This is a genomic window from Pyxidicoccus trucidator, assembly GCF_010894435.1.
Lineage (GTDB): Bacteria > Myxococcota > Myxococcia > Myxococcales > Myxococcaceae > Myxococcus > Myxococcus trucidator.
Genome location: NZ_JAAIXZ010000007.1, coordinates 422,625 through 445,226 on the forward strand (window position 1 = coordinate 422,625; position 22,602 = coordinate 445,226).

A 22,602-nucleotide genomic window follows, 5' to 3' on the forward strand; every position below is an offset into this window, starting at 1 on the left:
CGGGACGTCAGAAGGTGGCGTCGCTGATGAATCTCTCGCACGTCTGGTACTCGGTAGGGAATTCCTCGGACGTCCCATACTTCAGGAAGTTCTTGCAGGCTATCTGCGCGTGCTCCTGCTTGTGGGCGTCGGAGAAGAGCTGGAAGAGGCCGAAGTGGCAGGGGGCGAACTTGGCGTCCAGCTTCACGCACTTGCGGTAGGTGGACTCCTCCTCGGCCAGCAGGCCCTTCTCGCGGTACTGGCGGGCCAGCATGTAGAGGGCGGGGGCAGAGTTCTCCGCCTGCTGGGTGTCCTTGAGCTCCTTGAAGGCCGCGTCGGTGAGGGCCGTCTTGCGCTGGGCCAGCGAGAGGTTGTTGACGCAGCTGCTGTTCTTCGGATCCAACTGCGCGCAGTTGGAGAAGGCCTCGCGCGCCTCGGGGAAGCGGCTCAGCTCCATGAGGGCGGTGCCCAGGTCATGCCACTTCTCGGGGACGTCCGGGGTGAGCTGCACCGACTGGGACAGGTGGTCCACCGCGTCGTCGAACTCGTTCTCCGAGTAGGAGATGATGCCCAGGGTGTGGTGCGCGTCGGACAGGCCGGGGTTCACCGCCAGCAGGGTGCGCAGCTCCTTCTTCGACGCCTCCATCTTCCCCATCTTCATCAGGGTGAGGGCGAGGTTGTAGCGCGTCTCCATGTTGTCCGGGTTCACCTTGAGGGCCCGGCGGAAGTTGTCGTGCGCCTTCCCGTAGGCGCCTTCCTGCAGGTAGATGCCGCCGAGGTTCTGGTACGCCTGGAGGTGCTCCTGGTTGAAGCGGAGCGCCTTGATGAAGTGCTTCTTGGCGTCGTCGTTGCGGCCGGCATACAGGGCGATGAGGCCCTTGTTGGCCCACAGGTCCGCGTACTGGGGGGAGAACTCCAGGCCCAGGTCGCAGTAGGTGTCGGCGCGAATCAGGTCGCCCTTGGTGATTTCCTGGGCGCAGAGCTCGTTGTTGATCTCCGCGCGGGGGTGGGGCGGCGGGGTGTTGACGCAGGCCGCGAGCGGCAGGGTGGACACCAGGGACAGCGCGGTTACGAGTCGGCGGAGACGCATGGCGGGGCGAGTGTAGGAGAGCCCCCGCTTCCGAATCAACGCCCCGGGGGGGCTGAATCCGGGCTGTTTTCGGTGGGTTGCGCCATTAGAGTGGCGGCCCATGCGTACCCTGCTCTGCACCCTTGGATTCGCCCTGGCCCTCCTAGGGGCCGCTCCCGCGCATGCCCAGTTCGCCAATCGCAGCCTGGGCCTGTCGCTGGGCTACATGGACTTCAACAACACCAACGGCCTGGATAACGCCTTCTTCCTGGGCATCGACGCCAGCCTCTACATCGAGAGCGGCTTCGAGGTGGTGTCCCTGTCGAAGATTGCCTTCCCGAAGGACACCACGGATGGGGAGGACAAGCGGGTGATCGGGCTCGCCCCGTCGCTGGGCCTGCGCTACCTGTTCTCCGAGGAGTCCATCCGCCCCTACGTCGGCACCGACATCAGCTACCTCCTCGTCTTCAAGGAGAGCGTCAGCAACTTCGTGGGCATCGGTCCCAACGTGGGCATCGACTTCTTCGTGTCGGACTCGGTGAGCGTGGGCCTGCGCGGCCAGTACAACTTCTACCTCGCGCTCAACGAGAAGACGCAGTCGTCGCTGACGGTGTCCGCTGGCGCGGCGGCGTACTTCTAGCCTGCCAGTGCCCGGCCCCGAGGCGCCGCGGTGCGCGTGCCCGGGGGCGGCAGCAGGGCGGCGGCCACCAGCAGGGTCCACTTCTCGTCGGAGAGGTGGGCCGGCTTCTCCATGGCCAGCGCGTCCTGCAGCCGTGCGCCCAGCGCGGCGAACAGGCGGAGCCGCGCCTCCAGCCGCAGCTCCTCGCGGCGCAGGGCGGCGGTGAGCACCAGCTCGCGCTCCTCGGTGGACAGCCGCTTCACCCGGGACACGAAGAGCGGGTCGGCCAGCAGGCCCTCCTCGCCGGTGGTGCCCAGGGCGGACGGCACCTTGAGGCGGCGCTCGCGCACCACAATGGTGCCGGCCAGCATGTCCCCCAGCCGCTGGTGGGCGCCGGAGACGAGCGCCGAGACTCCACCCACCAGGTAGAAGAGGGGCAGCCGGTCCACCGGACGCGTCAGGTTGCGCAGCGCCGCATGGTAGAAGCCGATGCGCACGCCGCTCTCCTGGATGACGCGCAGGGAGAGCACCCTCTTGCCCACCGTCTGCCCGCTCCACGCCGTCTCCAGGGCGATGGAGTATCCCCACTCCACCAGGAAGAAGACGACGGCCCCCAGCGCGCTGCCGAAGCCGGGGAAGGCCAGCATGAGGAAGCTGAGCGCCATCATCACCATCATCGAGAGGGCGGCGACGATGAGGCCGTCCAGCAGCCACGCCAGGAAGCGCGAGTAGATGCCCGCGAGCGTGAAGCGGAACTCCACGTACTCGGGGGTGAGCACCGTGTGGGTGCCGTCCAGCAGCGTGTCGGTGGCCGTGGCCATGGCGGCACTCTAGCCCGCCCGGGGGCGGCCGGGCGGGCGCCGATTCCAGTGCCGTGACGGAAATGGGGCAGGGGTGTCACGAAAGACAGGGCCCGCCGTCCGGTGGGCAGGCGGGCTCACGAGGCCACGCAGGGTTATTCGTGGCTGTCCGGAGGGTAGGCTATTCTCCCGCCCTCTTTCACCGTGGCCCCCTCCGACTCCTCATCCTGGAACCGCCGACTCTGGCCGGCGGCTGCCTTCCAGTTCGCGCTCATCGCCGGGGTGACGCAGCTCAAGACGACGGCGAACGCGCTCGTGTTGTCGCGCTTCGAGTCGCAGGCGCTGCCGTACCTGTACCTGCTGGGCGCGCTGATGACGGCGTCGCTGACGTTGCTGCCCCGGGGCAAGCCCGGCTCGGCGCTGGAGTCGCCGGGCGTGCTGACGGGCGTGGGCGGCGTGGTGGCGCTGGGCCTGGCGGGGGCGCTGTCCGCGGGGCAGCGCATGCCGGCGCTGGCGCTGTACCTCTTCGCGGACACCTTCTCCACCTTCGTGTCCTTCCGCTTCTGGGGGCGGATGGCGTCCGCCTTCGACGCGCGCGAGGCGCGCCGGGCCTTCACCTTCCTCAACGGCTTCGCCATGGGCGGAGGCATCGTCGGCGGGCTGCTGGTGCAGGCCTTCGCCGTCCGGCTGGGCACGCCGGCCATGGTGGTCAGCGGCGCGCTGGGCCTGCTGGCCGCCGGGGCCATCTTCCACCACCTGTACAAGGGGGCTCCCGCGCCGCCGCCGCGAGGCCGTCCCGCCGCCGCTTCGTTCATGGGCTGGGGCTACCTGGCGGAGAGCCCCTACGCGCAGGTGCTGGCGGCGCTGGGCATCGCCTTCGCGGTGCTGTCCTCCTTCGTGGACTACCTCTTCCGGCTGCGGCTGGAGGGGACGATGAGCGAGGACGCGCTGGCGGCGCTCTTCGGCTCGCTGCAGCTGTGGATTGGCCTGTTCTGCGTGGCCTTCCAGCTGCTGGTGGCGCAGCGGCTGCTGAAGCGGCTGGGACTGCTGCGCTACGTGGCGCTGGTGCCGCTGGTGCTGGCGCCCCTGGCGGGCGCGGCGCTCGTCACCCCTGAGATGTGGCCGGTGCACCTGCTGCGGCTGGTGGAGACGGCGGTGAGCTACTCCATCCTCCCGGTGGGCATCCAGCTGCTGTACGCGGCGGTGCCGGACGACCAGCGCGAGGGGCTGCGCGCGACGGTGGAGGGCCTGCTGCGCAAGGGCGGCGTGGTGCTGGCGGGCCTGCTGCTCATCGGCGCGGGGCGCGGCGCCACCGGCGTCACCATGGCGGTGGCGGTGGTGGGCATGTGCGCCGCGCTGGGCGTGCTGCTGGTGCGGCTCAAGCCCGCCTACGTGGCGGCGCTGGGCGAGCAGGTGGGCGCGCCGGAAGAGGAGGAGGTGGAGCTGGAGGGGGAGGAGGAGCAGCGGCTGCTGGCCGAGGCGCTGGCGGCGCCCGCGCCGGAGCGGGTGCTGCGCGCGGTGGACATGATGGAGCAGGCCGAGGTGCCGCTGCGGCCGCACCTGGCGGCGCTGCTGCGCCACCCGAACGAGCGGGTGCTGGAGCGCGGCGTGTCCCTGGCCCTGGAGCTGGAGGCGCACGAGCTGGCGCCCGTGCTGGAGCGGCTGGTGGAGGAGGGCCCCCGGCGTCCCCGGGACCAGGCCGTGTGGGCGCTGGCGCGGCTGTCGCCGGACCGCGCGGAGCGGCTGCTGCCGGCGCTGCTCAACCACCCGGACGTGGGGCTGCGCTGCGCGGCCATCGGCGCGCTGCTGAAGTCGACGGGCAGCGCCACGGCGCTGGCCGCGCTGCACACGGTGCTGGCCCGGGGCGACGCGGCGCCGGAGCCGGAGCGGCGCGAGGTGGCGCGGCTGCTGGGACGACTGCAGGACACACGCTTCGCAGGGCCGCTGGCGCGCTACCTGGAGGACACGGACCCCACGGTGCGCCGCGTGGCGCTGGCCGCGGTGGGCGAGGGCGGCTACGTGGAGCTGGCCCCGCGCCTGCTGCCCTTCCTCACCTGGCGCGAGGAGCGCAAGACGGCGCGCGAGTCGCTGGTGGCGCTGGGCGACGCGGTGACGCCGCTGGTGGAGGAGCAGCTCAACAACAAGGGCGCGCCCCTGGCCATGCGGCTGCAGCTGCCCCGCGTGCTGCGCGGCATCGGCACGCCGGCGGCGCTGGATGCGCTGCTCTTCTCCAACGTGCGGGACGACGCCTCGCTGCACTTCCGCATCGGCGCGCAGCTGTCGCGCCTGCGCGACGAGCACCCCGAGCACCCGGTGGACGTGGAGCGCGTGCGCGAGGCGCTGGGACGGCGGCGGGACGTGTACCGCTCGCTGGTGGGCGCCTTCCGCGACGTGCGCGCGGCGCTGGGGGACGGCTCGCTGCTCACCCGCGCGGTGGGAGACCGGCTGGACCAGGCGCTGGAGCTGTCCTTCTTCCTGCTGGGGTTGTTGCATCCGTCGCAGGTGATGCGCGGCATCCACTACAACCTGGTGGGGCAGGACGCGCGGCGCCGGGCGCTGGCGCTGGAGCTGCTGGAGAACCTGGTCGCCGAAGAGGACCGGGAGCTGGTGATGGAGCAGGTGGAGGCCCACCACCGCGAGCTGCCCCCGGGAGCCCCGGGGCGCCTGTGGCGGCGGCTGGCCGCGCTGGTGCAGAGCGAGGACGTGGTGCTGCGCGCGTGCGCCCGCCACGTGGCCCGCGTGAATGGGCTGAACGTGCTCCCGCAGGAGGGTGACTTGAGCGACCGCACTGTCCAACGGATGTTCGCGCTGGAAGGCGTGAGCGTCTTCTCCCAGAGTGACGTGGACGACCTGGCCGCCATCGCCGCCGTGGCGCGCGAGGCGTCCTTCCAGGCGGGGGAGCGCATCTACGCCCAGGGCGACCCGGGTGACGCGCTCTACGTCATCGTCGAGGGCGGGGTGGATGCCTTCCACGACGGCGAGCACGTGCTGCGCTTCCAGGGCAAGCAGGCCTTCGGCGAGGTCAGTCTCCTGGACGGCGCGCCGCGCCCCACGGACATGGTGGCCGCGGTGGACACGCGGGTGCTCGTCATCGACCGGCGCGACTTCCTCGACCTGCTGGCGGACCGCCCGGAGCTGCTCACCGGCTTCTTCCGAGCGGTGAGCCTGCAGCTCCAGAAGCTCATGGCCCTGCCCGACTCGCGAGAGACGGGCCAGCGCCTGGAGCTGACGGGCCCGCAACCACTGGAGGTGCCCCCGCTGCCCACGGGCCCGGCCCCCGAGCCCACCGGCGCCAACGAGGTCATCATGTCCTCCGGTGAAGAGGACGACCGCTCCCGCGAGGAGAAGTAGCGCGCGGGGAGGAGGCTCCCCGTGGCCGTCAGGCCCCCGTCTCGCCCGCGGGAGTCTGGGGCCTGGACGCGAAGGGTGCGGTGTCGGACCGGTAGGCGGCCTCCGCCGCGAGCAGGTGCGCGGAGGCGACGGGGATGAGCGGCCGGATGAAGAACTTCATCGGTGGGAAGGCGCCCAGGAAGCGCACCAGCGTCAGCCCCGCGAAGGCCCAGGGGTGGCGCTCCACCGTGGCTATCGGCGCGAGCACCTCGCCCGAGCGGCGCGACCACATCGCGCCGTAGCGCTGGAGCACTCCCCAGCGGAACCCGGGCACCTTCGTCGTGAGCCAGGTCCAGGCTCGCAGGAACCAGGGCGCGTGCGGCTCGGCGGGAGGCACCCACGCATGCTCGCTCTTGGCGGCGGTGAAGACCATGAGCCACCACGCGCCCCAGGCGGAGCTGAGCACGGTGAAGACGCCGCTGCTAATGCAGAGGAAGGGCGTCGCGAGGACCACCATGGCCGGCACGCCCACCACGAACAACATCAGCGCCCGCCAGCGCCGCTTCACCTTCTTGCGAATCCACGGGACGTCGAGGCGCACGTGCGGGATGACCTCGTCGTCCTCAGGCTTCACGCCGGTGAGCAGGCTGGCCTCGCGGGCGATGACGTCGTGGTAGTCCCGCGACAGCGCGATGACCACCCATTGAGACAACTGCAGGGCCGCGAACAGGGCGGCCCAGAAGGCCAGGCCCCAGAGGGAGAAACCCTTCGCCGTCCAGAAGGACTCCTCCCCTCCGACCGTCACCCGGATACGGCCACGTGAGTCGCCGTCCCGGGGTGTGCCGGCCCGGGCGGCTGCCGCCGTGCCGCCGTCCTCAGATTCGGAGGCTGCCTCGTCCTCGGCCTCGTCCAGGTCGTCGGAAGAAGAGGCGGCTTCGAGCGCCAGCGCGGCGATGGCCTCCGGCAGGGATAGGGATGTGCCCCCGTCGAGCCCCTGGGCCGCTGCCTCCAGGTCGCGGATCCGCTGCTGCAGGCGGGCGTTGGCCTCGGCGCGGGCCTCCGCGCGTGAGCGTCGGGCCGGACGTCCCGCGTCCTCCAGGTCCTGCGCGAGTGCCGCCGCGGCCTTCCGGCGAGACGGGGGGGGCTGCTCGGCGGCTGCCGGGTCCCCCTCATGCGGCTGGGACTCGGAGTCCTCCTCGGCCCGCTCTCCGGGCGCGGCGCCCCCTTCGAGGATGCGTCGGGCGGCGCGGGCCTCGGCCGCTTCCAGGTGCTGGTCCGCCAGGTCCGCGGCCACCTTCCGGAGGGCCTTCGCCCGGGCCTCGTCCTCAGCGCGGGACTCCTCCCGGCTCACGCCCTCGACGGCCTCCTTGCCGGAGCCCATGCAGGTCAGCGCCAGCACCAGGGCCGCGAGCGTCTGGAGCAGGCCGACGCGCAGGTACAGCCGCCGCGCCACCGGGTCCTTCAGCAACGCCCCGGCCAGATGGAACGGCAGGCTCATGCCATGGAAGAACTGGCGCAGGCGCCCGGGCGGCCGCGAGCCGCCCCGGAGGTGGAAGTGCTCCACACCCCCCCGTACTTCCTTCCAGAGTTCCCGCCCCAGGGCCTCGCCCTGGCCGGTGAATCCCCGCTCTCCGGGCCGACGCCCCGGCTCTTCCGGTGAGGACGGGTCCTGTTGACCCTTCGAGTCCGACACGGCATCACCGTAGCACGAGCCGAGTTGTGCTAAAGGCGCGGGTGTGAAAACCACCCCTCCTGGCTTCCGTCCGAGTCCCCTCCGCCAGCCGCGGCTGTCCGGCGTGCTGGTCCTCGCTCTTGGCGCCCTCGCTGGCTGCGAGAAGAGCAACCCCACGCCTCCGCCGGCCCCGGTGGAGCAGCCCGCGGCACAGGCCCCCGCGGCCCCCGCCGTCCCCAACGAAGTCACGCTGCTCGTCACGGGCGGCGCCTTCGGCCAGCTCCAGCCCGTCGAGGGCAAGGGCGGCGCGGCGGAGCTGCTCGGCCGCTGGGTCTCCGAGGAGAAGCACTGTCCCGGCCCCGTGAAGGAGGGCCAGGCCTCCTGCCCCGACTCCGGCACGCTGGCGCTCGCCACCGGTGACCACTGGAATGGCCCGGCCATCTCCTCCTTCTTCCTGGGCACGTCCACCGCCGAGGTCATGGGCCGCATGGGCTTTGCGGCCTCCGCCATGGGCAACCACGAGCTGGCCTTCGGCAAGGAGGCCTTCCTCAAGAACCGCACGGCCGGCGGCTTCCCGTTCCTCGCCGCCAACCTCAAGGTGAAGGACCCGGCGCTCGCGGGCGACCTGTCCCTGCCCGCGTTCCAGGTGTTCGAGCGCCGCGGCCTCAAGGTGGGCGTGGTGGGCCTGGCCTCGGAGAAGACGGTCCGCACCGCCATGTCCGGCCGCGCCGAGGGCCTGGAAGTCACCGGCTACGAGGAGGCCCTCTCCATCGCCGTCCCCGAGGCCCGCAAGGCCGGCGCGGACGTGGTGGTGGTGGTGGCCGACACGTGCGTCAGCGAGCTGCAGCCCGTCGTCGCGAAGCACGCCGACTGGAAGCTGGCGCTGGTGGCTGGCGGCCGCTGCCCGCAGCCGGTGGACACGAAGGAGGGTGACACCACCTTCGTCTCGCTGGACCGCGGCTTCGGCAAGTACCTGCGCGCGCACCTCAAGTTCGACCCGGCGAAGCCGGCGGGCGAGAAGGTGACGGGCGTGGAGACGAAGGTCGTCGAGGTGTCGGGCGGCACGCCGGACACGGAGACGGCGCAGCTCGTCGGCAAGTGGAAGGCGCAGCTCGACGAGGTGCTCGGCCAGCAGATTGGCTTCACCAAGGCCGGCATTTCCCAGGCCTCGCCGCAGATGGCGAAGTGGGTGGGCGGCGCGGTGCGCGAGGTGCTGGGCACGGACGCGGCCATCCTCAACAAGGGCGGCATCCGCGGCGACCTGCCGGCCGGCGCCGTCACGCGCGGCAGCATCTACTCGGTGATGCCCTTCGAGAACACGCTCCTCGTGGTGAACCTCAAGGGTGAGGACCTGGCGAAGCAGCTGGCCAACCCCAACGCGCTCATCTCCGGCTTCACCGCCGCCGGGAAGAACAAGTTCAAGGACGCCAAGGGCAAGGCCCTGGACCCGAAGAAGGACTACACCGTGGCCACGGTGGAGTACCTCTACTTCGGCGGTGACGGCTTCGAGTTCGAGAAGCTGGACCCCGAGCCCACCGAGACGGGCATGGCGTGGCAGACGCCCGTCGTCGACTGGACCAAGGGCAAGGAGTCCACCGAGAAGAAGCCGCTGGAGAAGCTGGTGAAGTAGGCCGCTCGCTCCAGGGGTTCACACCGAGGCGCCGGATGGACTCCCTCGAGGGTCCTCCGGCGCTTCGCCATTTCCGGCCCCTGCCGCGCGCGCCTCAGGGCCCCGAGGACGTCGGCGCCGCGTGCGGGGCGGAGGCGGAGCCACACACGGCCTCGTAGCGGGCCAGTGTGTCGCGCACCGTCCGCCGCAGCCGCTCCGGAGTGCTCTCGTGGAGCATGTCGGCGGCGAGCTGCTGCGTGGAGAGGGCCTCCTGGCAGCGGCCGAGCTGGAAGAGAATCGTCGACCAGGTGTCGAGCACCGAGGGGTTGCCAGGGGCCAGGGCCACGGCGCGCTGGGCGGCGGCCAGCCCCTTCTCCGGCTGCGAGGTGCGCGCATAGAAGCCGGCCAGGCCGTTCTGCGCGCTGACGCTGTCGGGCAGCAGCTCCACCGCGCGGAGCCGGGCGGACTCCTGCTCCTCGGAGGTGTTGCCCGCCGCGTCCAGCGCCTGGGCCAGCGCGTCCCAGGCCTGTCCGCTCTCCGGGTTCCGCTCCACCAGCTGCTGGGCGAGTCCCAGCCGGTGGGACGGGTCCTCCGTGGAGCGGATGTGCAGCAGGGTGGCGGTGACGTTGCCCGGGTCCTCCTTCAGGGCCTGGGCCATCTCCCGCTGCGCGTTCTCCAGGCGCTCCTCGGGGGGCGAGGCCCCGGGCGTCATGAGGAAGAGCTGGGCGCGGATGGCATGTACTTCGGCGGGCTGGAGCGGGCGCGTCTGGAGCGCGCTCGTCACGGGCTTCAGCGGGGCGATGACGGTGGGGTAGGTGACGTGGCGGCCGCCGTAGACGTAGCCATGAAGCTCGCCGGCCAGGTCCTTCACGCCGCGGAAGGAGGCCTCCCAGGCCGGGCGGGGCTCCTCGCCGCGCATGAGTCGCGTCTGGAAGTCGTCGAAGCGGTCTCCGTGCCGGCTGATGAAGAAGTGCACCCACAGCCAGGAGGACGCGTAGTACTGCCGCGACTCGGCGGTGCTGAGCAGCTCCTTGCCGTCCCACTCCCACAGCTCGTTCAGGGTGCGCCAGCCGCTGCGCTGCACGTGGTTGAGGAAGGGCATGTGCAGCCCTCCGAGGATGACCTCGTGCTTCTCCGGCCGGAGGGAGATGGACTCCAGGTAGGCGGCGAGCCCCTCGGACAGCCAGCGCGGCTGGCGCACCAGCGCGAACTCGGAGAGGTAGTGCGTCAGCTCGTGGGCCTGGGTGCCCACGTCGGCGGGGGCCTCGCTGAGGGCGTAGGCGTTGCCTGCCAGCACCAGCACCGGGCCGTCCGAGGTGTTGGCGGAGAAGCCCTCGATGCGGATGTTGGTGAACTCCTCCAGCGCGCTGCGGTTGCGCAGGACGATGACCTCCACGCTGCCCGGCGGGTCGAAGGTGCTGGCCCAGGCCTGGAGCAGCCCCTGCCGGAGCAGCTCCAGCTCGCGCGCCGCCTCCTCCGCGGTGTCCGCGTCCAGGTTGGTGCGGACGCTGAAGTGGGGGCTGCGCACCTCCACCCAAGGGCGTCCGCCCTCGGCGGGACACAGGGCGCGCATGCTCGTGCATCCAGAGAGCACGCTCAGCACCAGCCCCAGGAACGCCATCCGACACGTCATGACCCGGGTTTTCCCACAACCGGGGCTTCCGGGGCAGGGAGGGCGTGCCGGGGCTGGGCTAGAGTGTCTGCCCATGGAGATGGCGGAGTTCATCGAGTCGCGTCGGCCGCGCTGGGAGCAGCTGGAGGCGCTGCTGGACCAGTCCGAGTCCCACGGCCTCCGGAGGCTGAGCCTGGAGGAGGCCCGCTCGCTCGGCAAGCTGTACCGGGCCGTCTCCAGTGACTTGCTCTGGGTGCGTGCGCGCAGCGGCTCGGCGGACGTGAGCGCCTATTTGAATGACCTGGTGGGCCGGGCCTATGCGCTCACCTATCCGGGGCGTCGGCCGCGCTTCGCGGACGTGTGGGGCTTCGTCGCCCGGGGTTTCCCCGCGCTGATGCGCCGGGAGTGGCGCATGTACGTCGCCTCCCTGCTCCTGCTGCTGGCGGGCATGGGCTTCGGCTACCTGGGGATGATTGTCGACCCGGATGCGGCGCACTACCTGGTGCCCACCGAGCACCTGGACCTGGACCCGGTGCAGCGCGCGGCGGACGAGGCGGCGGGGGATGGGATGTCGGCGGGGCAGCAGGCGCAGTTCACGACGTTCCTGTTCACCCACAACATCCAGGTGGCCTTCCTGGCCTTCGCCCTGGGAATCACGCTGGGGCTGGGCACGGCGATGATGCTCTTCGTCAACGGCCTGTTCCTGGGTGCGCTGGCGCAGGTGTACGCGGCGAAGGGGATGGCGGGCTGGTTCTGGGCGTGGATTCTCCCGCACGGCATTCCGGAGATAACGGCCATCTGCATCGCGGGCGCGGCGGGGCTGGTGATTGCGCGCGGGCTGGTGGCGCCGCGCGGTCTGCCACGAGGTCAGGCACTGCGGCAGGAGGCGGTGACGGCGGTGAAGATGTTGTTCGGCACGCTGGTGCTGTTCGTGCTGGCGGGCTTCATCGAGGGGACCATCTCCCAGATTCATCCGCCGAAGCTGTCGGTGCTGTTCAAGGTGTCATTCGCGCTCACGGTGGGAGCGGGCGTGTACGCGTACCTGCTGTCGGACTGGCTGCGGGGCGGGAAGCCGGGCGCGGAAGACGGCGCACGCGAGGTTGCCAGCACGCCCTGACGCCGCCCGTGCCGGTCTGCCTCGGGCGCTGCCTGGAAGGAACCGTCGTTCCAGTCTCGATGGGGCGTGCTACACCGCCCACGTGCTGGAACGCCTTGCCCTACCTCCGTTGCCCCGCGAGCCGGAGGTCCTCATCGAGTGCCCGCGCTTCTCCTTCGTGAAGCGGCGCGCGAACGGGACGGTGGACTTCGTGTCGCCGCTGCCATGCCCGTACAACTACGGCAGCATCCCGGGCCTGATGTCGGACGATGGTGATCCGCTCGACGCGGTGGTGATGGGCTCCCGGCTCCCGCGCGGTCAGCGGGTGCGCGTGCCCGTGGTGGCGGTGCTCGGCTTCATCGACGAGGGCAGGGGAGACCCGAAGGTGGTGTGCAGCGCCCGCCCCCTCAGTGCCTTCGAGCGCGCCGGGCTGGAGCGCTTCTTCAGCATCTACGCCTTCTTCAAGCGCGGGCTGCACCGGGTGCGCGGCAATGTGCCGGACACGCGCTTCGTGGGGTGGCTGCCAGGGTTTGGCGCTGAGACTGGAGCACGCTGAGGGCGACGCTGCGCCCTTTCGGGCACCCGATGTGGAAGTCCGGTCCAACGACTTCGGCCTGTGTGGCGGGCGAAGCGGGGCCGCTGCCTATACGAGCGGCTTCGACATCCTCATGCTCGATAACGAGGAGTTGGTCGCTCGCTTGGAGAACGCGCCAGCAGAGGGAGCGTAGGGGCGCTCTTTGGTGGGCACCGCGCACGGGTTGCTCATCTTCAGCGAACCCTGAGCGTCCTCCAACACCTGCCCACACGCCTCGCGGAGAAGGTTCCCTCCGCAGGAGCAGTCCAGCCGGTCGCCCTGGCCGGCTGGACCGCGCTACCCGCGAACCTTCGCGCGGATCAGCAGCCGGTGAGCCAGATGCGGAGCGCCTCGATGCGGCGCCCCTGGCCCGTGGTCCCGGAGATCTGTCCGTCCCAACGCAGCCCCTGCCAGCCAATGCCCGCGAGGTGGGTGTCGTACATGACGCGGCAATTTGCGGGGACCGCCCCCGTCAGCCAGATTTTGATCGCCTCCATCTGGCGCCCCTGGCCCGTCGTTCCCGCCGTCTGGCCGTCGTAGTACTCGCCCGTCCAGCCCACGCCGCCCAGGTGCACCGAGTACCGGACGGACACGCCCGGAAGGCTGAGCAGTTGCATCTCGACCGCCTCCATCCGGAGGGACGCTCCAGTGAAGCCCGACTGCTGCCCATCCAGGGACCAGCCACTCCACCCGGAGTTCTCCATGTGGGCCCGGTAGCGGATCGCCCCGTAGCAGTTCATATCGATCTGATAGGTGCCGGTCTGCGCGGGGCTGTAGCCCCGGACTGTCGCGAAGTAGAGGCTCGGCTGCTGCACGTAGACCTGGATGCGCGAGGCAAGGCCCTCGCCGCTGTCGTTATCCGTGGCGAGGAGGGGCATCGAGCTGTTCGGCCCGTAGAGCGACAGGTACGAATCCGGCAGCGTGCCCAGCGTCGTCTCGAAGACACAACGGCCTCCCGCAGCAAAGTAGGTGTGCGTTTGCTGGGCGCCTACCGTGAGGATTTGGCCCGGCTCGGTCAGCGAGCTCTGGACGGTCGCGAACGCCGCGTCGTCGGGAGGCGTGGACAGGTCCCCTTCGAACTCGGGACCACACGCCGTGACCACAAGGGTCAGGGCAAAAACAGACAGCCAGGCGCGAGGCGCCAGGGAATTCCAATCAGTCATGAAGATCTCCACGGGAGCAGGGATGTAGAACAGCCAGGGGCACGACAGTTCAATTTCGCTTCGGCTTGGGCGCCCCAGCACAAGGCTTCAGCACGTGTCATGCCAAGCTCTGCCGGCAGCGCGTCTTCAGAGAAGCCTCCCATTGCTGAGACACTGGCGCAGGGCGACACTAGGCGCCGTGTGTCTCCGGCATCCGAGCAGGAGCGGGAGGAGCCAGGCCTTCCGGCAAGTTCTTGCTGAGAGGCCTTGCCCGGCAACTCCTGGCGGCAACTTCTTGCCGGAATGCCCGGAGCCCGCGGCGCGCTACTCCTCCGTGCGCGGAGGGAGCGTGGCCTCCGCCTTCCGGCGGATGTGCTCCCAGGAGTCCGTGTGGGCGAAAGGGTAGCGGGTCTGCTTCGGTGGCAGGCCGGCCTCCAGCTTCGCGCGCAGGGTGTGCAGCAGGCGCAACCCGTCGAGCCGCTTTGCGTCCACCCGGCGCTCGGCCACGAAGCGTCGGCATGCCTCCAGCCCGGCCGCGTCGAGCCCCGCCTCCTGGCCCTGCTTCAGCAGCCGGTGCCAGCTGCGGTCGGCATGGAACAGCCCCTTGGCCAGTCGCTCCAGCGTGTGTCGCGCCTCCGGGCCGAGCACCCCCGCGTGCTCCGCCGCCAGGAGGGTGGCGCGGATGTTCACCATCGCCTCCGAGAGCGGACGGTAGCCGTCCTCGGCCCCGGCATGCACCACCGCCACCTCGTCGTCGTCTTCCAGCGCTCCGCTCGCGAAGGCCTCGTAGATGGCTCCGACGCCCTCCATGCCGAAGGCCGCCAGCTCCGCGGCGCGCAGCGCCCCCATGCTCGCAGCGCCGAAGACGTGCACGCCCTGCGTCATCGCCCAGAGGATTTCTTTGTGGGACACCGAGGGCACGCGCTCGAAGTAGCCGTCGATGAGCCCGATGGCCACCGGCTTGCCCAGCGCCGCCTTGTACAGGTCCCCCTGCGCCGCGGGCGGCAGGTACACGGCGTCGAGCTCCCGCCTTCCCTCCTCGGCGGAGAGCGTGGGGCCGGCGAAGATGACCACCGTCATGGCGCGCGCTCCGAGAGGCAGCGGCGGGCGCGGGCGCCCGGCACGTAGCCAGGAATGTCGTTGAGGGGCTCGAGGCTCGGCACGATGACGCGCACCACCGGGATGCCGAAGTGGGGCCGCGTCAGGTCCACCACCACCGCCTCGCCGAGCCCCACGGCGCGCAGGCGGCCCAGCAGGAAGGCGTGGTCCTCCTCCAGCGTGCCCCCCTGGAAGTCGGGCGCGGCCTGGAAGCGGTGCACCTTCGGCTCGGCCACCAGCGCGTCCCGCATCCGCCGGGCGGCTTCGAGCTCCTCCTCGGAGCCCTGAGGCCCCATGTGGCGGACGTCGTCGCGGGCACCGGTGATGATGGTGAGCCGGCTCTGGGCCGCCTCGGTGAGCGCACGGGAGAGCGCCACGGCCCGGCAGGGATGGCAGCCCATGCCCCCCATGGGGCCGATGGGCCGCTGCGGCTCGGGGTCCGCGTCCACGATGGTGCAGGAGAACGCCGCCACCCCCACGTCCGACGTGAGCTCCCAGATGCCGACCTCCACCCCGGCGCGCGCGTACTGCGCCAGCAGGGCCCGGCAGCCCGGGTCATCCACCGTCGACGGGTCCACCCGGCGCTCGCGCCGGGCCTCCTCGCCGGAGAGGCGGAAGAGGGTGGTGGCGTCCCGCTCGATGAGCTCGCAGAGCGCATGGTTCACCGCTTCGAGCAGGTGGTTGCCAGAGGCCAGGCCACTGGAGCTCATCAGGAACGAGCCGCTCCCCGACGGCAGCGGGAGCGTGTAGTCCATGTGGACCAGCTCGTAGGGCACCCAGGTGGCGCCCTCGTCGAAGAGGTTCCTGCCTTCAATCCAGAGCGTGCGGAAGTGGCCGTGGAACCCACTCACGGACAGTGCCGGCAGCGCCGTGACGTCCACCATGCGGTGGGTGAAGCGCAGCTCGTTGAAGGAGGCGAGCTTGAGGGGCTGGGGGATGTGCTCGGCGTGATACAGCTCGATGGCCTCCATCAGCCCCGAGGCCCGGGCCGATGCGAGGTCGCCCCCCTTCCCCTGGGAGACGGAGAGCGAGCGCGCATTGGGCCGGATGACCATCACCACCGGGATGCCGATGGTATCCAGGCCCGTGACGTTGGCGACGCGGGTGATGCCCATGAGGGGCAGCAGGCCGCGCACGCGCGCGACCGTCGCCTCGGGTGGGACGAGGCGGTGGGTGCCGGCGAGGAAACCCTTGGGCGTGGCTTCCCTTCCAGGGCTGACGGGAGCGGCGTTTCCAGACACGGGGTTATGGTTTCTTGGTTTTATCGAGCGCGAAGCTCTTGAGGTTCAACACGTAGCACGTGACGGCTTCTGACGGAGGGGTTCCCGGGCTCGGCGTTGTCGAGGCGATGCCAGTAATATCCGCGACGACCGCGTTGCAATCGACCATGGACTTGACGCGTGAGTCGACCTCCACGTGGGGTTTGGTGGTGCCGTCAGCGAAGACCTGCCAATGATTGTTATCGGCACCTACGATGACGACCGAGCCGACGTAGAGATTCAGTGTCTCGAAATCCCCGCTCGTAGCCTTCACCGCGATTTTGACGAGGCCAAAGGCACGTCCTGTGACAACCCAGGCCCTCGCTACCGCTTCGGGCTTAGAGGTGAGCAGCGTGCCGCCGGAGTCCTCACCCCACTTGAACGAGCCCGAGCCACCGGAGGCAGTCAGAGTCACCTGGCTGCCGACCTCCACACATGCTTTACCGCCTGGCGTGGTGGGCGCAGGGGTACCGGAAGGCGTACTGACTGTGATTGTGAGTGCCATGTCTTGCTCTTTCCTATGGGAGTGCCCGCGAGATTCTTCGAAACCCGGGGCCCGGTTTTCGTTACAGATAGCCAGCACGCTCCGCCTCCTGGAGCGCGCGTTCGATGACCGCACCTGCGACGTCCTCGCTCCTGCTGTCCCAGGTCGCCTGGGCTTCCTGGAGCGCTGCCGCGAGCGTGTCGGGCAGGCGCTGCTGTGCTGATTGCAACAGGCGCGCCACCCGGAGCGCCGCGTCCGCCGGCCGTCCACTCCGGAGTTCCAGCAGGGCCAGGGGAAGCAATGCCATCCACTCGAAGGGGTAGATGAGCGAGGTGGTGCCCCAGAGCTGGAGCGCCGCCTGGCAGTGGCGCTCCGCGTCCTCGGGGCGGCCCTCGCGCAGGGCCACCCAGCCCAGGTTGGCCCGGGCCGCGCCGGCATAGCTCGTCATCTTCCCGGCCCCGGCGGCCTGCAGGCTCCGCTCGGCGCAGTCACGCGTCGCCTCGACGGCGCACCGCCTCCGGTGAATCTGCGTCAGGTAGGTGAGGCCCCGCACCTCCAGGGCCACATCCCCCATGCGCCGTGCCTGCTCCACCGTGGCGAGCATCCTGTCCGCGGCCTCCTCCAACGCGCCGTGCCACAGCAGCACGCAGGCGAGCACACACCCCGCCTCGGCGCGCTCGTCCGGGTCGCCCGAGGCCTCGCTGGCCCGCTGGTAGTCCCGCGCGAAGCGCACGGTCTCCGCGGACGCCAGGTAACGCTCGGCGCGCAGGTTGCGCTGGACGCGCACCTCGAAGAAGCGGGCCCGCTGCAGCGGCGTGCCATGGCGCTCGACGGTGGGCTCGATGCGCCGTGACAGCGCTTCCATCACCTCCAGCCGCGCCGTCCAGTAGTGCACCGCGAGCTGCTCAATCTGGATGTGCAGCCACTCGTTCCACCACGCCTCCGCGCCTTCGGTGGGGGGCGTGCCCAGCGCCTGCTCCGCGGCGAGGTACGCCGAGAGCGCCTCGTCATGCGCGTGGTGTACCTCCCACGCCTTGCCCGTCTTGCGGTGCAGGCGCGCCAGCGCGAGGCCGTGCTCCGGCGCGGTGCGCTCCAGGGCCCGCGCGTAGGACTCCCGGGCCTCTTCGTGACGCCCCACGAGCGCGAGCACGTCTCCGAGCGCCTCGTGGAGCGGGAGGGCCGGCGTCCGTCCCCCGTCATCCCACCCGGAGGGAGCGGGCACTTCCTGGAGCGCCGCCTGGTACAGCCGGATGGCCTCCCCATTGGCATACGTGGCCCGCGCCCGGTCCGCCGCGCGGCCGAGGTAGAGGAGCGCCTTGTCGTGGAGGCCGGCCTGCGAGAAGTGGTGCCCGAGCTCCGGCAGGGCCGCGGGGGCGTCGTGGTCGCGCGCCTCGAGCAAGCATGCCGCGCCCAGGTGGAGCGCGCGCCGCCGCTCCAAGGCCAGGCGCTCGTAGGAAATCTCCCGGAGCTTGTCGTGCACGAAGCGCAGCCGCCCCAGGGCCGTCTCCTCGATGAGCTGCCGCCTGCGCAGCTCCCCGAGCGCGTCGAGCGCCGCCGTCTCCGCGAGCCCGGCCAGGGTGGGCAGCAGCGTGCCGTCGAACTCGCGCCCCAGCACCGAGGCGCTCTCCACCAGCCGCTGCCCGTCGCCCCCGAGCGTGGACAAGCGACGCACGATGAGCTCGGCCAGCGTGCGTGGCAGTGGCACCTGGCGGGCCAGCAGGTCCGCGCCTTCGCCGGGCTGGCGGAGGTGCCACCTCCCCGTCCGGTCCCTCGCGAGCAGCCCTTCGTCGATGGCCGCGCGCAGGTACTCCGCGATGAAGAAGGGATTGCCCGACGAGCTGTCCGCCAGGAAGTCCACCAACGCGACAGGTGACTCGCGGAGCGCCAGCATCCCGGCCACCATCGCCCCCACGCTCCCCGTGTCGAGGCGACCGAGCGGAATCCTCCGGGCCCCCGGCGCGCTCAGGAGTGCCGTGAGCTCGGCGCCCGTCTCGCCGAGGCGGCACGTCCCCAGGATGAGCAGCCCCGGCTCACCTCCCCGGGCGACCAGCACATCGAGGAACGCGAGCGAGAGCTCGTCGGCCCACTGCAGGTCATCGAGGACGAGCAGGAGGGGCTGCTCCCCGGTGAGGCCGAGGAGCGCCGCTCGCAGCGCCTCCAGGATGCGCTGCCGGGCCGCGGCCGGAGGCAGTACCGGGGGCTCCGGCTGCTCCTTCACCCAGGGAAGCTCGGCCAGCGAGGGCTCGAAGAGCGCCAGCCACCTGCCGCTCGTGCCCAGCAGCCGCTCCGCTTCGGCGGCCCCCTGCGCGCGGCAGCGGTCCGCGAGCAGTTGGAGCAGCGGGCGGAAGGGGTGGAGCGGGACGGCCGCCCTGCTCTGCTCCGGGGCCGTCATGCTCCATGGGGCGCATTGCCCTGTCACCACCCTCACCCGCTGACGGGTGGCGAGCAGGGCCAGCTCCAGGGCGAGCCGCGTCTTCCCCACGCCGCTCTCACCCTCGAGGAGGATGAGCTGTCCCCGCCGCTGCTGGCGCAGCTCGTCCAGCGCGCGCTTCAGTTCCTCCAGGGGACTCGCGCGGCCCTCGAGCCCGGGGCGATACAGGTAGCTCCTGGGACGCGGCAGGCCGTGGCGCTCCTCGCCTCCGGCGCCCAGCGCCCCGAGCGCCTCGGCCACGTCCTCGGCGTAGCCGGGCCGGGCATCCGGACGTTTCGCGAGGAGCCGCAGCACGAGCCGCTCGAGCTCCTCCGGGATGCCCTCGACATGATGCGAGGGAGGAACCGGCGCCTCGTTCAGGTGCTGGAAAACGATGGAGCCCGCCCCCGAGCCGATGAAGGGAGGGCGGCCCACGAGGCACTCATAGAGAATGCAGCCGAGCGCATAGAGGTCCGCGCGCGCATCCACGAGCTCGCCCAGGAGCTGCTCGGGCGCCATGTAGGCCACGCTGCCCATGACGCGCCCTTCGGCGACGAGCTCCTCCCGGCTCGCGGCGCCACTGAACGAAGCGGCGATGCCGAAATCCACGAGCACAGGCCGTCCATCCTCGCGGATGAAGATGTTCTCGGGCTTGAGGTCGCGGTGGACGAAGCCCTCCCCGTGCAGGTGGGCCAGCGGCGCGCAGAGCCCTCGCACCAGGGACAGCAATGCCTGGAGCGCGGGCAGGTCGACCCTGGGGCGCGCGGCGGGAGGGGCCGGAAGAGAGGGAGGCGTCGCCACCGGGCCCGCCAGGGTGGCTTCGGTGGAGGTGGGCAGCCAGGTCCCGGTGGAGTCCACGGAGGAGGCTTCTGGTCGCCTGACCCACCGGGGGACCTTGAGGCGGCTTCGCAGCGTTCCCCCCTCGAAGAGCTCCATCACATAGAAGGGCAGGCCGTGGGAGAGGCCCTCGTCGAGGATGCGAGCAATGCCCGGATGGCTCAGCCGCCGGAGCGCGTGGATCTCCCGGCGGATGCCCGCGAGCAACACCTCGGAGGGAGTCCGCACCGTCTTGAGGGCCACCGGCACGGCCTGCTCGCGGTGCTCCGCGCGGTAGACCACGCCCATCCCGCCGCGGCCGAGGATGCCTGTGATGCGATAGGGCCCGAGGAGGGAAGGCAGCGCCTCTGACAACCCAACCGGAGCCGGCGTCCAACCGGGCAGGTTCATGGCTTCTTGAGCCCATGGACTTTCATCCGGTAGGACAGGGTCCGCACCGGGATGCCCAGACGCTTCGCGGCCTCGCTCCGGTTCCAGCCCGTCGCGACGAGCGCCTCCTGGAGGAGTTGCGCCTCATAACCCCGCATCTGCTTGCGGGCCGGGGCTGCGTCTTCCCGCTCGAGCCCGGGCGCGGCCAACCCGGGAGGGGCCGGCGCGGAAGCAGGACGCTCCGCCGCCCCCGCCGCCTGCACCCGCACTGGCAGATCGCCGGGAGCGAGGAGTGCTCCACGTGCGACCACCACGGCGCGCTCGATGGCGTTCTTCAGCTCGCGCACGTTGCCCGGCCAGGAGTAGGCCCGCAGCAGCTCCAGCGTCGCGGGCTCAAGCCCCTGCACGTTGCGGCCGTTGCCCTCGTTGGCGAGCCGCAAGAAGCGGTGCACGAGCGGCTCCAGTTCGTCCAGGCGCTCCCGCAACGGCGGAATGGCCAGGAGGATGGCATTGAGCCGGTAATAGAGGTCCTCCCGGAAGCTCCCGGCCGCCACCATGCCCTCGAGGTCCCGGTGCGTCGCGGCGATGACGCGTACGTCGACGGTGAGCTCCTTGCTGGCGCCCACCCGGCTGAACGCGCCGGTCTCCAGCACGCGCAGGAGCGCCACCTGCGCCGCGAGCGGCATCTCGCCGATTTCATCGAGGAACACGGTGCCGCCGTGGGCCTCCTCGAAGACGCCCTGCTTCAGCTGGCCGGCGCCGGTGAAGGCCCCGCGCTCGTGACCGAAGAGCGTGCTCTCGACGAGCTCCCTGGGGATGGCGCCGCAGTTGACCCGCACCATCCGCTGCGCGCGCCGAGGCCCCTCGTCGTGGAGGAAGCGGGCCAGCACCTCCTTGCCCGTGCCTGTCTCTCCCTGGAGGATGACCGGCACGCGCGAGGCCGAGACCTGACGTGCCGTCGCCAGCAGCGCGCGCATGGCGGCGCCGGCGATGAGGGAACCCCCGGCCCCGGTGCTGCTGTCGAACCAGGGCGCCGTCGAGGTCACCTCCACGGGGTGTTCGGGAGCGGCGCGGTTGGCGGCCGCGCGCGCCAGCTCGACGAGCGCCTCCACCGTGTCCGCGGCACCGGGGTACAGGGAGACGCCCACGACGAGCGGCGTCCCGGAGCCACGAGGCGCGGCGGCGATGGCGCGCGCGATGCGCACCGCGTCCTCGGGCCCGGTCTCCGGGAGCAGGAGCTGCACGGCGTCAGCGCCATAGGGGGCCATCCGGTCCACGGACCGCAGCTGGCCGTGCACGCGCTCCGCCCAGCGGTGGACATGCTCCTCGATGGAGGGAGGAGCGCCGTCCCTCCGGGCCCGGGCGGCGCGCACCACGAGCAGCGCGAAGGGGCGATGGAACTGCCGGGCTCGGGCTGCCTCTTCCTCCACCGCGCGCCGGAAGGGCTCATCTCCCTCGAACCGGAGCGACTGCCCCGAGCGGCCGAGCGCGTGGATTCGCACGGACACCCCTCCGAGCCGCAGCTCGTCACCGACCTCGAGGAAGGCTTTCTCGATGCGCCGGCCGGCGATCCACGAGCCATTCTTCGAGCCGAGGTCCTCGACGGTGATGCGGTTGTCGGAGAGCAGGAAGCGCGCATGGACCCGCGAGAGGCGGCGATCGTTGACGCACAGCACGGAGGGTTCCGCGCGCCCCAGGGTCAAGGGAACCTCGGGCGTCAGCAGTCCCAGCTCGACGCCACTCTCGTGGTGGACGACGACGGCGAGCCGCTGCGCGTCTCCCTCGGCCCGCCCCACCTCCGCGCCAGTCGAGAGGGTCTCGGTTTTTGTGCCGTCAGACGCCTGCCGTGGATGCTCTGCGTGCATGACCGGCCCCCTCCCCCAGAGTGCTGCCATTCATAGCAGGAAAGCCTCCGGCCTTCAGGGCGCGGTGATCAGTAGGGACATGGAGGCACCGTCGACACCGATGCCGTACAAGTCGACCGTCCTGTCCGGTAGCTCGACGACCACGTCGCACTTCGTACAAGCGCCGTGCGGCAGGAACAGCCTCGCGTCACGCGCCTTGAGGACAAGCCCCTTCCAGAGCTGGTCGCGGGTGAGCGGGCGAAACGGGGCCGCTGCCTACACGAGCGGCTTCGACATCCTGAGCACCCGGTACGTGAGCAGTCCCTGCTCCAGCGGCCCCACCCACTGCTCGTCGCTGAAGCCCACGCGCGTCCAGAAGCGACGGGCCGAGGGATTCGGCTCGGCCACGCCCAGCCGCAGCAACCGGACACCCTGGCCACGGAGCCAGTCCTCATACGCGCGCATGACGGCCTCACCCCGCCCGCGTCCGCGCACCTCCGGCGCCAGGAGCATCAGCCCGAGGTACCACTCCCCCGGGGACGGGAAGTCGCTCACCGCTTCGAGGATGCCCACCAGCGCGCGCTCCGCGTCCCGCAGCGCCACCAGGTGGCCTCGCTCCGGTCCCAGCCCGGGTGGGCGCTCCAGCGGCATCTGCCTCGCTTCGTCTGGCCTCGCGGGGCGTCCGTAGCAGCGCTGGTAGAAGTCCGCGCAGTGCTCCAGTAGCGGCTGGAACAGCCCCACGTCGACGTCGGCCACACGCCCGGCGGTGAGGTCCGCTGTCTGGAAGAGGGGACGCATG

The 22,602-nt window shown here is 71.1% G+C and carries 16 protein-coding genes and 1 pseudogene; 5 read left to right on the forward strand and 12 right to left on the reverse strand.

Annotated elements, in window-relative coordinates:
* Positions 1-7: 7 nt before the first annotated feature.
* Positions 8-1,069 (reverse strand): tetratricopeptide repeat protein, encoded by a 1,062-nt coding sequence (locus G4D85_RS21890; RefSeq protein WP_205525646.1) that lies wholly within the window; start codon positions 1,067-1,069, stop codon positions 8-10.
* A 100-nt stretch (positions 1,070-1,169) separates the two neighbouring features.
* Between G4D85_RS21890 and G4D85_RS21895 the strand changes: the two genes are divergently transcribed.
* Entirely contained in the window at positions 1,170-1,688 is a 519-nt protein-coding gene (locus tag G4D85_RS21895) for an outer membrane beta-barrel protein (protein ID WP_164014983.1), read from the forward strand.
* Here the strand turns inward: G4D85_RS21895 and G4D85_RS21900 are convergent.
* Positions 1,685-2,488, reverse strand: coding sequence for an RDD family protein (locus G4D85_RS21900; RefSeq protein ID WP_164014985.1), 804 nt, complete (start codon positions 2,486-2,488; stop codon positions 1,685-1,687). The genes G4D85_RS21895 and G4D85_RS21900 overlap by 4 nt on opposite strands.
* A gap of 183 nt (positions 2,489-2,671) precedes the next feature.
* Here G4D85_RS21900 and G4D85_RS21905 point away from each other — a divergent pair, with 183 nt between their 5' ends.
* Positions 2,672-5,818: a cyclic nucleotide-binding domain-containing protein gene (locus G4D85_RS21905; RefSeq protein ID WP_164014987.1), complete on the forward strand. Its 3,147-nt coding sequence runs from the start codon at positions 2,672-2,674 to the stop codon at positions 5,816-5,818.
* 28 nt (positions 5,819-5,846) lie between these two features.
* Here the strand turns inward: G4D85_RS21905 and G4D85_RS21910 are convergent, their stop codons facing one another.
* The gene (locus G4D85_RS21910) at positions 5,847-7,490 is read right to left on the reverse strand and encodes a hypothetical protein (RefSeq protein WP_164014989.1); all 1,644 of its coding nucleotides are present in this window, start codon (positions 7,488-7,490) and stop codon (positions 5,847-5,849) included.
* Positions 7,491-7,533: 43 nt separating this feature from the next.
* Here G4D85_RS21910 and G4D85_RS21915 point away from each other — a divergent pair, with 43 nt between their 5' ends.
* On the forward strand, positions 7,534-9,099 hold the full coding sequence (locus G4D85_RS21915; RefSeq protein ID WP_164014991.1) for a bifunctional metallophosphatase/5'-nucleotidase: 1,566 nt from the start codon (positions 7,534-7,536) through the stop codon (positions 9,097-9,099).
* A 94-nt stretch (positions 9,100-9,193) separates the two neighbouring features.
* Here G4D85_RS21915 and G4D85_RS21920 read toward each other — a convergent pair whose 3' ends face one another.
* Positions 9,194-10,699: a tetratricopeptide repeat protein gene (locus G4D85_RS21920; RefSeq protein WP_164015216.1), complete on the reverse strand. Its 1,506-nt coding sequence runs from the start codon at positions 10,697-10,699 to the stop codon at positions 9,194-9,196.
* Positions 10,700-10,784: 85 nt separating this feature from the next.
* On the opposite strand from G4D85_RS21920, the gene G4D85_RS21925 reads away from it, so the two are divergent.
* Complete coding sequence (locus tag G4D85_RS21925) at positions 10,785-11,807, forward strand: stage II sporulation protein M (RefSeq protein ID WP_164014993.1); 1,023 nt, start codon at positions 10,785-10,787, stop codon at positions 11,805-11,807.
* 82 nt (positions 11,808-11,889) lie between these two features.
* A complete protein-coding gene (locus G4D85_RS21930) occupies positions 11,890-12,342 on the forward strand; it encodes an inorganic diphosphatase (protein ID WP_164014996.1) in 453 nt (150 codons plus the stop codon).
* A gap of 338 nt (positions 12,343-12,680) precedes the next feature.
* Here G4D85_RS21930 and G4D85_RS21935 read toward each other — a convergent pair whose 3' ends face one another.
* The 8 genes and pseudogenes from G4D85_RS21935 to G4D85_RS21970 form a co-directional block, all read right to left on the reverse strand.
* Entirely contained in the window at positions 12,681-13,523 is an 843-nt protein-coding gene (locus tag G4D85_RS21935) for an Ig domain-containing protein (RefSeq protein WP_164014998.1), read from the reverse strand.
* Positions 13,524-13,826: 303 nt separating this feature from the next.
* Positions 13,827-14,582 (reverse strand): TfuA-like protein, encoded by a 756-nt coding sequence (locus tag G4D85_RS21940; RefSeq protein WP_164015000.1) that lies wholly within the window; start codon positions 14,580-14,582, stop codon positions 13,827-13,829.
* A complete protein-coding gene (locus G4D85_RS21945; protein ID WP_164015002.1) occupies positions 14,579-15,841 on the reverse strand; it encodes a YcaO-like family protein in 1,263 nt (420 codons plus the stop codon). Before G4D85_RS21945 ends, G4D85_RS21940 begins: the two co-directional genes overlap by 4 nt.
* 4 nt (positions 15,842-15,845) lie before the next feature.
* On the reverse strand, positions 15,846-16,364 hold the full coding sequence (locus tag G4D85_RS21950) for a hypothetical protein (RefSeq protein WP_164015004.1): 519 nt from the start codon (positions 16,362-16,364) through the stop codon (positions 15,846-15,848).
* Between the two features lie 61 nt (positions 16,365-16,425).
* Entirely contained in the window at positions 16,426-19,980 is a 3,555-nt protein-coding gene (locus G4D85_RS21955; RefSeq protein ID WP_164015006.1) for a serine/threonine-protein kinase, read from the reverse strand.
* Complete coding sequence (locus G4D85_RS21960) at positions 19,977-21,824, reverse strand: sigma 54-interacting transcriptional regulator (protein WP_164015008.1); 1,848 nt, start codon at positions 21,822-21,824, stop codon at positions 19,977-19,979. Before G4D85_RS21960 ends, G4D85_RS21955 begins: the two co-directional genes overlap by 4 nt.
* Before the next feature lie 54 nt (positions 21,825-21,878).
* Positions 21,879-22,049: pseudogene (locus tag G4D85_RS48910) on the reverse strand (hypothetical protein); the annotation flags it as partial.
* Positions 22,050-22,079: 30 nt separating this feature from the next.
* On the reverse strand, positions 22,080-22,601 hold the full coding sequence (locus G4D85_RS21970) for a GNAT family N-acetyltransferase (RefSeq protein ID WP_164015010.1): 522 nt from the start codon (positions 22,599-22,601) through the stop codon (positions 22,080-22,082).
* Position 22,602: the final 1 nt, after the last annotated feature.